Source organism: Bradyrhizobium sp. LVM 105, assembly GCF_003957705.1.
GTDB classification, from domain to species: domain Bacteria; phylum Pseudomonadota; class Alphaproteobacteria; order Rhizobiales; family Xanthobacteraceae; genus Bradyrhizobium; species Bradyrhizobium frederickii.
Map to the genome: position 1 here is coordinate 1 of NZ_QZMV01000047.1, position 12,529 is coordinate 12,529.

Sequence of the window (12,529 nt, forward strand, 5' to 3'; positions counted from 1 at the left end):
GCCCGCTTCAAATCGCGCTGCAATGTCATCGGTGAGCGACAACACGCCTCAAGCACCTTGCGATCTTTCTTTGAAAGCCGGACTTCTCTTGCTTCGGGTATCATCCCGACCTTGAATCACGACTCACGTTCCAAGAAAAGCGGATACTAGCTACGACGCAGCCAACCACTTGCAGGAAACGGAGAATGGCCATGATCGAGACCTGCTACCATGAAGTCGAGAGCTCATCGTCTCTAAGCCGCTAAGTGCCGACCGCTGGACGGTCATTAGTCGGAAGCGTACTGGTGTCCCTTTCCTCTCGGCCAACGCCTTAGCGATGGTCTGTCATCATCCTCGCTGACAGCGCAACGATGGACATGAGCGCGCCCAACATCCCAAACGCCACACGCAAGCCAAACATGTGTGCGACGAGCCCAATGCCGGCGGGTCCAACGAGTATACCCGCGTAGCCGGCTGTCGTGATGACCGCGATCGCAACGGCTGGCGGCATCATTTTCTGTTTGCCGGCGCGTCTACAAAGTACAGGTACAACATTAGAAATGCCCAATCCAATGAGCAGGAACCCCGCCATAGCAATTAACGCAACGGGCGCGGCCACCACAGCCAAGAATCCTGTTACGATCGGCAGAGTCCCGAGTATCAATATGGCACGGTCACCGATTCGCGCCACCACGGCATCTCCCCCGAGACGCCCTGCGGCCACTGCGATTGAGAAGAGCATACACCCAATGCCCCCATGCGCTTCCGCGAGAAGATCTCGTTCAACGAGAAGCAAAGCGCTCCAATCGAGCATTGAACCTTCGACAAGGAAAGTGATAGCCGCGAGCACAGCTATTAGCAACACACTGCGATTGGGCAAAACAAACGATGGCCCCTGCTGCCCCGCCCCCGCCGCGAGCAACCCCGGCCAGGCCGATAGAATCGCGATTGTCATCAACGCCGAACAGACCAACGTCGAAAAAAGCGGGCCAAGCTGCAGGGACAGGAGCGAGGTCACGGCGGCAGAGCCGGTGAATTCCCCAATGCTGTACTGGGCGTGGAAGCCAGACATCAATGGACGGCCCGTGACGCGCTCCAATTCAATCGCGTAAATGTTCATGGCTACATCGATCGAGCCCAGTGAAACGCCGAACGCAAACAGCGTAGCACCGAGCCTGACAGGTGTGTTGGCGATTCCAAGGCACGGGAATAAGATCGCGAGTCCAAGTCCACCCCCGAGGATAATGGGCTTGCTGCCGTACCGCGCATTCAATACGCCGGTCAAAAGCATCGTGATAACGGATCCCGTTCCGAGACAGAGCAACAGAAAACCAAGCATGCGGTCACCGACCGCGAGCCGCTCCTTGGCGAGTGGCACCAAAGGCGCCCAGGCCGCGAGGCCGAATCCGGCCACAAAAAATGCGAGCCGGATCCCAAGCAGGCCGGCAGACCAATTAGCAGGCAGTATCACGGGCGCTCCTGAGAGAACGGCTCGCGAGCGCGACGCCCCTCATCCTGCGTGCGTCGCCTGCAGGCGGCGCTATCGACAATGATGGCGTCAAGCTGGCATTCTTTATCCCTGCAAATGCAATGCCGTCACAAAAATTGTTGGACTACCTCACTAGGCAAGCGGACGGTGATCGTCGAGCCCATGGATAGGGTGTGTCGGTTATTCCTTCCCTGTTAAACTGGTTTCTGCTGATCTGCGACAACCGGAGGCGCAACGCTCACTGTGGCTTTGTCGCAAAGCCTACAAACCTCGCAAAGCCAACGGGACGTGAAGATCTCGATTCGTAAGGGAACGTGAAAGATCGCAGGCTCCTTCGCGCACCACACTGAGCGAACCTGGATTGATTTTATCGTCATTGCTTGGCCATCTGGGCATCAGCAGCGCCGATGAGGTCGAGATCGGCAGCGATCTTCGCGCGGCCGGAGCTCGCATCGGCACGATGATCGGACGCGATCGCGACATAGACCGCCGGCAGCACGAAGAGCGTGAACAGCGTGCCCACAGACATGCCCGCGACGAGCACGAGCCCGATCGAGAAGCGACTCGCGGCGCCAGCTCCCGTTGCGGTCATCAGGGGTATGAAGCCCGTGACCATCGCCGCAGTGGTCATCAAGATCGGGCGCAGTCGGACGCGCGCCGCCATCTCTATAGCCGAGCGACGGTTAAGTCTCTCCTTGAGCTGCAGCTCATTGGCGAACTCAACCATCAGGATGCCGTGCTTGGAAATTAACCCGACCAGTGTCAACAGTCCGATCTGAGTATAGATGTTCATCGTCGCCCAACCAAAGAATGGCGGGATCAAGGCGCCGACGATTGCCATCGGCACGCTGATCAGGATGATGAGGGGATCGCGCAGACTTTCGAACTGCGCCGCAAGCACCAAGAATACGATTATGAGTGCAAATGCAAAGGCAATGGCCAGTTGGTTACCCTCGTGCACATATTGGCGCGCGTCGGCAAGGAAGTCGTGACTGAAGCCTGCGGGCAGTTTCTTCGCCTCCGCTTCCAGGAAGTCCACAGCCTGACCGATCGAGACGCCGGGCATCGGCACAGCCTGAAAGGTCGCGCAGTTGAGCTGATTGTAGTGGGTGAGCGCGTTCGGATCGGTTGCAGTCTCGATGGAGACTACGGTCGACAGCGGAAGCATCGAGCCCCCCGCAGTCTTCACATAATAGCTCCCGATTGCTTGCGGCGCCAGGCGTTCTTCGCGGGGCACCTGCGGGATCACCTCGTAGGATCGGCCCTGCAAATTGAAGCGGTTGACGTAGTTTCCGCCGAGTAAGGTGGCGAGCGCGTTTCCGATGGTCTGCATGGTGATGCCAAGCTCGTTGGCCTTGGATCGATCAACCTTGATTCGTACCACCGGCCGGTTGAACTCGAGGTCGGAGTCGCTCACCATGAACAGACCGCTCTTCTGCGCGGCTTCCTTCAGCTTCGACATCTGCTCGTAGACGGATTGGAAGTCGAACGTCGAATTGATCACCATCTGCACCGGTAGGCCATCCGAACCGCCCGGAAGTGGCGGCAAGCTAAAGGCAAAGGCGTTGATGCCTTCAATCTTGGACAGCTCGGCCTGGACGAGCGACTTAAGCAAGATCGATGAGCGCTTGCGCTCGTCCCATGCCTTGAGCAACATGCCGGCCATGCCACTCTGCTGGCCGCCAACACCATTGAGTACAAAGCTCAAATCGGTCTCTGGAAATTTTCGGAGCGCGTGTTCGAGCTTGGTGCCGTAATAATCGAGGTAGTCGATATTGGCGTATCTCGGCGCCTTGGTTAAAGCGAATACGATACCTTGATCCTCCTCGGGTGCGAGTTCCTTGGAAGTATTCATATAAAGAAAGCCGACGAGGCCCAGCATGGTCAGCGCAAACAGGCCGGTAATCGGACGATAGTCGAGCGAGCGGTCGAGCTTTCGGCCGTACCATCGTGTCATGGTGCTGAACCCGCGGTTCACAAATGTTGCAAACCGCCCCCCCTCTGCCCGCCTCAGGAAGACCGAGCACATCATCGGCGATAGGGTCAAAGCAATTACGCCCGACACGATCACCGCTCCTGCCAGCGTAAACGCAAACTCGCGAAACAGCGCGCCAGTGAGGCCGCCGAGAAACCCGATTGGAGCATATACCGCAGCCAAGGTAATCGTCATGGAGACAACGGGGCCGACGATCTCGTGCGCGCCCCTTATAGCAGCCTCTAGAGGCGGCGCACCTTCTTCCAAATGGCGATGAATGTTCTCCACCACAACGATCGCGTCATCGACCACGAGACCGATTGCGAGAACCATCGCAAGGAACGTCAGGAGATTGAATGAAAACCCCAGCGCCAGCATCATGCTGCAGACACCAACAAGCGATAGCGGAATAGTGACCACAGGAATGATGACCGACCGCAGCGAGGCAAGGAAAAGGAAGATTACCGCCACCACGATCACGACGGCTTGGATGAGCGTCTTCTCCACCTCATCGAGCGACGATTGAATGAATTTGGTGGAGTCGTAGGCCACGTTCATCTTCAGTGACGGCGGCAGGTTACGCTCCATTTCTGGAAACAGCGCCCGAACGCCTCGCGCTATGTTTAGCGGATTGCCTTGCGGGCTTGCCCGGACGCCGATAAAGACCGCGTGCTCGCCGTTCATAGCGACGCTAGTGTCAGTGGTCTGCGCGGCAAGCTCGACTATCGCAATGTCTGCTATGCGCACAAAGCCACCGTCATTGGATTTGACGATCATGCGCTTGAAGTCATCGACACTCCGCAGATCCGTGTTTGCCGTGACATCGGAGATAGTGAAATAGCCCTTGGTCTGGCCGGCCGCGGCCTGGAAGTTGTTAGCGGCGATTGCAGCCGAAACTTCAGCCGGCGACACGCCGTGCCCTGCCATTTTCGCGGTATCGAGCCATAGCCGCATCGCAAAGCTCTGGCCGCCCAGGATGTCTGCCGCTGCGACGCCGTCGACCGTTGACAAAGCGGGCTGCACAACGCGCGAGAGGTAGTCGGAGATCGCGCTGGCCGCCAATTCCTCGCTGGAGAAGGCGATATACATGACAGCGGTGGCCTGACCGGTCGACTTAGTGACGACCGGATCGTTCGATTCCTTCGGAATTAAGTATTTGACTGAGTTTACCTTGGAGAGCACCTCGGTGAGCGCTTCATTGGGATCAAAATTGAGCTTGATGTAGACTTGGATCGTGGAGGTACCGAGCACCGATGAGGAAATAACGTAGTCGACGCCCTCGGCGGAAGCGACTGCCTGCTCCAGGGGAGTGGTGATGAACCCCTGGATCGTGTCGGCCGAGGCCCCAGGATAGGAAGTCGTGATATTGACGACCGTATTAGATAGCTTGGGATATTGCCGGATCGGCAGTTCGGTGGCCGCGCGAAAGCCGATCAGTAAGATCAGGCAACTAACGACGACAGACAATACCGGACGTTTGATGAAAAGCTCGGTAAATGCCATCTCGACTCGCATTTCAAGAGGAATATGCAAATTCGCCGGCAACGCACACCAGCGATGATCATCAATGCGGCGACTGTACTAGAGACCCGAGCACAAGCGACGCGTTATTGGCTACTCTAAGAGCTCACGCGCTGGCGAGCGTGGACGCCCTGTCCTCCGCTTCCAATTTCGTCGCTCAATAAAATGCTATTCCGCTGATCTGGTGGCTGATCGGGATCTCGATAGTGGCACCTTCTAGGAAGCTCCTGCCCTTTTTGCGTGCAACAAGATGTTCGTCTCAACACCTGATTGGAACGCGCCGACTTCTGGCAAGGCATCAGTTCAAACTTCGCACTGAACCGCAGATCGAATGATCTAGGTTCGACATCGAAAGTACAAACGATCTAACCGGCGCTCAACTCTACGAAGGTAAGTGGGTGATATAGCATCGGCTGCAAAGCACTAAACCAAGGTTTGTCGAATTGGCCGCTGATCGCCGCCAACAAGACTTACAGGGTTGCCGGACACAACGTTCACGGCCTCACACATTCCCTGCGCACGCGCTGTCGCTTGGCTGACGCGCCGAACAAATTCGTATCGGCGCTCGCCCTCTGCTACCAGCTCGATACGCCTCTTGTAACAGTGGCTTGAGTGTTTCTTGCTCGATATACTGCGCACGGTTTGGCTACTCATTACGCTACCGGGTTGGCAACGCCAGTATTACGTTGTCGATCAGCCGCGTTGAGCCAACATAGGCGACCGCACAAAGCGCCGCGGGGCGCAGCAGTGGCCTCGGTTGCGATCTGTTTCACCTGTGTGACGCGGTCGTCGAACGCTCCGACTTCCGGGCACGTGGCAGCCAGGGTTTGGCTTGGCGATGCAAAATGTCTTATGGAGCGATCACGGTCCATCCACGCCTTCTTCGCGGAACGCTTGGCCATTTGGTGAAACTGCAGCGCACTGCAGTCTTCGTCACGCCACCTTACGATTACGCTTGGCACTATGGCCCCTCGGCCATTCCGCGTCAGAGGCGCATTCTTATGGGTATCCATCCGATCCTCATGGGGGTACGCTAAAGATTCGACATCTTCAGCTTCCTCGTTCAGGGATGGACAACCGACCGAAAACTCACATCTAAGTGGTCTCACGGGCATCCTATCCGAAGCGGCTGCCCCTTGCGGCCCTCTAGAAGCGCGCGTATGCGCGCAGCGATCTGCCGTGCTTCCTTCGGCCGCAGGTTGGGCTTCATGCAATCGAGTATGGCTAGCATCGCCTGAACTTCGTCGATGTTAAATATTGCGGCGTCGCGATCCGATGGTCCCAGAGACTGATCGGCGGCACGGGCTTGATTGGCCACAAGCACCGCAAGGGCTTGCGACCGCAAGGACATGATATGCCGCTCGAATATGCATTTGTTGGCCTGAGCTGCCCTGTGGGCATGTGCCGCAAGCGCTGGTGGCCAACCCCGTCACGAAGACTGGAGCTGGCCACCTTTGCTCCCGGGAGGCTCAAATCCTCAAGGCTACCAACTTGTATCTTCTAGAAGTACCGAAGGGCACCTACCAAAATCGGTCGGTCCCATCCTCACCGGCGGCTCTCTAAGCTAGGTCTTCGCCTTGGATAAATTGGAGACACCAGCATGCCCAGACACGTGCGCTGTGCATAAACAAGAATGAACGGCCAAACGCGCATGAGAGACGCGAGAACGTTGACGGAGTAAATCCAGACGGAGCGCGATAGAAGCAGTCCCTTTGGAAAGATTATCCGAGACCTCGAAAGCCACGACAGGGAGTACCGGCAACGCAGTCGGCGTCGTCGTCGCTACACATGGCGGACACAATTGCACCAAGATAACCGCGGCCGCGGCTTCGCAGGCAGCCTCCTTCCCTTCCAGAGGGTTGGTGATGATTGATCGGAAGCAGTGCAGTGCGGCGCGGCGCCGTTTGGTGGCACTGGAGCAGACGTTATCCCTTGCCCGCCCCCATTGCTAATTGGACTTAGCACTCGGCGCTCGTCCCCCACGGGGCAGCGCTGTCCCTGCAACCCCGCTAACAGGCTCCAAGCTCAGCTAGCGGTGGCAAAATGCTAATCGGGAGCTTAGCGCTCGCAAAACGAGTAATATTGCCAGAACGAGACCTAGCCCGTGTGTCGGAAGCAGTGCGAACACGGCTCGGCGCCTGACGGCCTGGGGCATCATGAGGAGCGATCTCTGCCGCATCCGCGGTGCAATGAGCTTAACGGAAGCGTAACTCGGCACATGGTGGTCCTTCAGCTCATGCGCTGTCCCTGCCACGCACCCGTTAAACCCAACGATTGTTTATCGGGGCTGGCTTACCGAAAGCTGACAGACCTGCGCAGCAATTTACATAACGAAAGCAGCCCATGTGGCCGCTTGCCGCCGAGAGCAATATCGACGTTTACCCCTCGGATAGTAGCCACTCGGCATGTTTGCGATCAACGGCAGCCGCTCCGGGGCGACGCGCCGGATCGCGCGCAGCCAATCCACTGCACGTTTATGACTGAGTGACCTCACGCCCCCCGGCTCGTGCCGGCTTTTTGATCGCGCAGGACTGGCCATTCGGATCGCGCATCAGTTGCTTTCGAACCCGAACACGCCGCGCCGCTTACCGGGGCCCGCTCCACGCTGGGTTCTCGTACCGAAGACGATTGTGTCCGTTTCGTCAAAATGCGCTACCAAGCCTTCATCAGGCCCATTAGCCTGTAAGCGTCTAAACTAGACTGAATTGGCGAGTTCGACAGAAAGCAGCGCGGATGCGACTCGGCGTCTATATCAAGGAGCTTTCCCTATCACGTGCCGCTGGCTCAATGGTTAGCCCCCGGGGATCACAAGGTAAGGCACCCGGCTTTCCTGCGAGGCCCGTCGCCTCAGGGTACGGTAATACTTTAGCGATATAGCGTCCTCGGGTGACCTACCAGCATTGGTGGTCATGCACAGCAATCGAGAAATTGCTGGTCAAACTTGAAGATATGCGCGTTTACCCCGCTAATCCTGGGCAGGTTGAACTTCTCCGCTGCTCCGCTGGGTGCCAGGATGGATAGCTGATTACGGTGCCTCCTCAGCATAGATTGCCCACGGTGCTTCTCACCTCAGTTAAGCAAGTGATGGGTTCTGGATCTGACGCTGAGGTCGATCGTATATCGGCCGTTCGATGCGCACCACGGCTGCCGTGAGCAATACCACTACGTTGTAAACCGTCGAGAACAGCGCGACACTCGAGCCGTTTTCGCGGTGGCGGACGTATTGAAGACGCATCAGAGCTCATTGGCACGATGAGACCCCAACCCTCAATGCAAACTGGAAAAGGAAGGGTCGTATCAAAGTCTCTTTGACAACGAGTTTGATACGATCGCCGCCTTTGGCCGTCACAGAGAGGCATGTAAAGCAAAGGAGGACATCAATTGATCAGACCTTCGGGACTCATCCTGCGGCTCGCCATTCCCGCCTCTCGTCGGTGCATCTTTCGCTCATGGGAGAATGGGTCGTGGGCCAGCGAAAGGCATCGATTTCGTCAAAGATCGGTACCTATGGTGCGCTTTGCTGGTTCGAACGCCTGTTTCATCGAGGAAGTTATCTGGTGGCGAAGGGCCACGAGGTAACTACGCCAAACTCGGAGGTTGTCTCTCGACGCCGGTGACGATTATGTCAAGCGCGTGGGTCTTACCGTGTGCCGTCGGTCCTTGGGCAGTCGCACCAGATTGTAGGCGGCGGCAGCGAAGGTAAAAGCCCATGCTACGCGATCACGGCCACGGAAGCTGGTCTTCTCTTGCCCGGCTACCGTCTTGATCCAGCCGAACGCCTCCTCGATGCGCTTGCGGATGCGCTGGCTGACGGCATAGCCCCGTGCCGGGTCGTTCGCCCGTCGATCGCAGAGCTGCGGCCGCTGGTGTTCTGCGCAACATGCGGCGTCACGTTCATCAAGCGCAGCTCATTGACGAAGTCTTCTGTGTCGTAGGCCTTGTCGGCGCCAAGCGTGATCGCTGTCGGCCGATCAGCACGAGGCTCGATCATGTGTAGCGCGGCCACCCGTTCGGCATACCCGTCAGCCAGCGTCAGGCAGGCGTCGACCACCAGGCCGTGGCGGTTCTCCATCAGTCCGTGCCCGATGAAGCACAGCTTCGTCTCCTTGCCTTTGCCCTTGCGGTACAGCCTGGCGTCCGGATCGGTGGTCGAAGCATGGGTGTCGTTCGAGCGCTTCTGGCCATGGAAGTCCGCTTCGGCATTGCGCCCGCCGCCTTGCGCCGGCGGCTCGCCCGCGCCATCCTTAGGCTTGACGCTCTTCATCGAGGCCCAAGCCTCGATCAGCGTGCCATCGACCGAGAAGTGATCGCTCGACAGAAGCTTCTTCGCCTTGGGCTGCGACAGCACCGCCGCCAGGAACTTCGCCGCAATGTCGCCTTCCAGCAGTCGGTCGCGGTTCTTCGAGAACACCGAATGGTCCCAGACCGCATCGTCGACGCCGATTCCGACGAACCAGCGGAACAGCAGGTCGTATTCCAGCCGCTCCATCAGAAGCCGCTCCGAGCGGATCGAGTAAAACGCCTGCAACAGCATCGCCCGCAGCAGCTTCTCCGGCGGGATCGACGGCCGCCCAATCGGCGAATAGAGCGCGGCAAACTCGCGCTCCAGCGCCGACAGCGCCTCGTTCACAATCGTCCGGATCGCTCGCAGCGGATGATTACGCCGCACCCGCGCCTCCAGGTCAACGTAGCTGAACAGCTCGGCCGTTCGATTGTCCCCGCCGCGCACGAACCATCTCCGAATCTCGTCGGAGCCAATGAATCACGGTCGCCGGTCGACGGCGAGTGCCTTTTTCAACAGCCTGCTGCTGTCAAAGGACTCGATCGAGCGGAGCCGCTTCCGGCTGAGCGCCCGGACGCTGTGACTTCGAAGGTGACCACGGTAGGAGGCAGGGCCAAAGACGACGGTTGATCAAGCTCTCATGCGCGGGTTGGCTACCGCATGACCGTGGTTTCGTCTTGGGGCTGCCTCGGTCTAGGGGGCGAGCGTCGGCAATGCCGGCTCATAACAGGCCACGAGGATTCCCCACCGCGCCCTGCCTCCTGCCCTGGGCACCAATATGGTCGAGCAGCGCCCTTAGGCGGCGGGCACGAGTTGTACTTGACGAGTGATCGCCCATAGGAAGCCCACCATCTCGCGTGCAATGGCGGTGGTGACGATCACCTTGGGTTTGCCGGCCGCCGACAAGCGGCGATAGCGGGCGCACAGCCTGACCTGTGCCTTCCAAGCGATATCGCGGATAGCTTGAGGCAGGCGCTCGTTACGGTCATGGAGCTTGCGACTGACGCGAGCTTGCATGCGATAGGTCCATGCCCCCTCGATCAGAGCGCGCCTCGCCACGGCGTTGCCGGCCTTGGTGATACCGCCGCGTCGGATGGTGGCGCCGCTCGAATGTTCCGACGGCACGAGGCCGAGAAAGGCCATCAACTGGCGGGGATTGTCGAAGCGGGAGAAGTCGCCGACCTCGGCAACCACCGTCACGGCGACGATGAAGGCGACGCCGCGCACGGCCTGCACGGCCTGCACGGCCTCTACGAATGGCGTCATCGACCATTGTGGCGCCAGCTCCTCGATCCGCTTGGTCAAACAGTCCACACGGACCTCAGCGTCGGTCACGGCATGAATGTAGTCCTGCAGAACGATTTGGCTCGCCGGGTGATCGAAGCGCACCGTGGTGAGCCAGCGACGATAAGCCAAGGTCCACCCCTTCTTCCCGGCATAGATGCGCCCATGTCGCAGCAGGTAGCCTTGGAGATGTTGCCGCGCCTTGCCGAGCACACGCATCGCGGTGGCGCGGGCTCTCACCAAGTCGCGCATGGCCTCATGCGCCGCATCCGGTACCCACACGGCTGTCAGCTCGCCGCTCCGGTGCAGCTTGGCCAGCATCGCTGCGTCGCGCCGGTCGGTTTTAACCCGATCCCCGGCCTTCATCGGGATCAGCGAGGGGGCCACCACGATGCAGTTGTGCCCCAGTCCCGTCAGTTGTCGATGCAGGCCATATCCGCAGGGACCGGCTTCGTAGCAAAAACTTACCTTCCGGTCACCCTTGCCAAGCTTCTCCGCCAGCCTGGTGATCTGATCGGCACGGTTAGGAATGATCCCCAAGTTACGAACTTCCCCGCCGCGCATCGCTTCGGCCACCGCAACCGAAATCGTCGTCTTGTGCACATCCAGCCCTACGAAAATGCTATCGTTCATCAGGCCCGCTCCCCATGCTTGAGGCTCGGCGCCGGACCATCCGGCGCAACCCTCGATAGGAGCTTGCCGCGGGGCGGGCCGCCCGTCACCTCAGATCGCGAACATAGGGTCTAGTGGCTCTGCACAGTGATTTTGACTGGTTGGATCTGGGGCAGTCAGACTAGCTCCGGCAGGCTTTTGGGATCGACGAGAACCTCGATGCTGCGAGGCGTCCTTGGCTGCCGTCTGATGAGGCCGGCGCGTTCCAGCGTCAGCACCATTTGGTGAACTGAGGGCGGGCTGACGCGAAAATATTCCTGCATGTCGGTTTCCGCCGGGGGCCTGCGGTGCAGCCGCGTATAGAGGTGGATGAAGGCAAGGTACTGCCCCTGTTTGGGCGTGAAGGTTTTTGCCGAAGGACTCACGCCGGCCATCCGATTCAGTTGTTCGTGCTCGCCTCGATCAAGGAGGCCAGCATGAATGTACGCTATCGGGTCGAACTGAGCCAAGTCGAGCGCACCGAGCTCAAGACGCTGCTGGGCGGTGGCAAGCATGCGTCCCGCAAGCTCAAGCGGGCCCAGATTTTGCTGGCTGCCGATGCCGAGGCCAGCGACGAAGAGATCGCCAGGACATGCTCGTCGTCTTGCGGACCACGAAGATCTCGGCCAGTAATCCACCTTCTGTTTGGTGGCCCAGGGATCGCTGAGAATTGAAGCTGTCTGCTGAACAACCTTACGCCAGCCCTGAAGCGCCGCGCGCAAGCTTGTCGAATTGGCAGCCAGCATTGAGCAGGTCCAGGATGGCCGCATCTACATCGAGCGGATCAACGCGCCATTTCTCTACACGCTCAAGGCCAGCGGACCGGAGTTCGGAGCTGGCATCAAGCACGCAGTTGAGAAGGGTTGGCTCGAGCTACACGAGAGCGGGACTTTCGTGCGTTTGCTGAAGCCGGGAAAGGCGCTGACAACGTAGACCAACCGGCCCCAGCCTGGAGGTTTTTCCGGATCGAAAAACGAGCCGGAGGCAGCAGACCGGGCGAGCCGGTAAGGTCGCCTCAATTGGCTGCCGGTCTCCGCGCTGGCGAGCCTAAAAGTGATCTTCAGAAATTGGTGCCTGTCGTCGTCTTTTTGCTTGCTCGTTCCTCGCTGGCCATACGGCCTCAGCGTCCGAGCCAGCCCCGGAAAATGCTTGAGGCCGTTTTGTTGTTTCCTGTCACGAACCTGTGGCACGGCCATTGCTAGTATCCGCTTTTCTTGGAACGTGAGTCGTGATTCAAGGTCGGGATGATACCCGAAGCAAGAGAAGTCCGCCTTTCAAAGAAAGATCGCAAGGTGCTTGAGGCGTGTTGTCGCTCACCGATGACATTGCAGCGCGATTTGAAGCGGGC

5 protein-coding genes and 2 pseudogenes are annotated in these 12,529 nt (G+C 58.8%); 2 read left to right on the plus strand and 5 right to left on the minus strand.

The genetic code is table 11. From position 1 onward, the window contains the following. Positions 1-310: 310 nt before the first annotated feature. The 5 genes and pseudogenes from D6B98_RS38815 to D6B98_RS38845 form a co-directional block, all read right to left on the minus strand. Positions 311-1,447, minus strand: a complete 1,137-nt coding sequence (locus D6B98_RS38815) for an MFS transporter (protein WP_430642573.1) — start codon at positions 1,445-1,447, stop codon at positions 311-313. A gap of 394 nt (positions 1,448-1,841) precedes the next feature. Then, positions 1,842-4,946: an efflux RND transporter permease subunit gene (locus D6B98_RS38820; protein ID WP_126262155.1), complete on the minus strand. Its 3,105-nt coding sequence runs from the start codon at positions 4,944-4,946 to the stop codon at positions 1,842-1,844. A gap of 3,638 nt (positions 4,947-8,584) precedes the next feature. Beyond that, positions 8,585-9,693 (minus strand): annotated as a pseudogene (locus D6B98_RS38835) (IS5 family transposase). A gap of 348 nt (positions 9,694-10,041) precedes the next feature. Beyond that, positions 10,042-11,163, minus strand: a complete 1,122-nt coding sequence (locus D6B98_RS38840; RefSeq protein ID WP_126262157.1) for an IS110 family RNA-guided transposase — start codon at positions 11,161-11,163, stop codon at positions 10,042-10,044. A gap of 155 nt (positions 11,164-11,318) precedes the next feature. Beyond that, entirely contained in the window at positions 11,319-11,576 is a 258-nt protein-coding gene (locus D6B98_RS38845) for a LexA family protein (RefSeq protein WP_126262158.1), read from the minus strand. Positions 11,577-11,618: 42 nt separating this feature from the next. On the opposite strand from D6B98_RS38845, the pseudogene D6B98_RS38850 reads away from it, so the two are divergent. Further along, positions 11,619-11,768, plus strand: a pseudogene (locus D6B98_RS38850) (IS630 family transposase); the annotation flags it as partial. Between the two features lie 145 nt (positions 11,769-11,913). Then, positions 11,914-12,114, plus strand: a complete 201-nt coding sequence (locus D6B98_RS38855) for a hypothetical protein (RefSeq protein ID WP_347338659.1) — start codon at positions 11,914-11,916, stop codon at positions 12,112-12,114. The last annotated feature ends 415 nt before the right edge of the window (positions 12,115-12,529 follow it).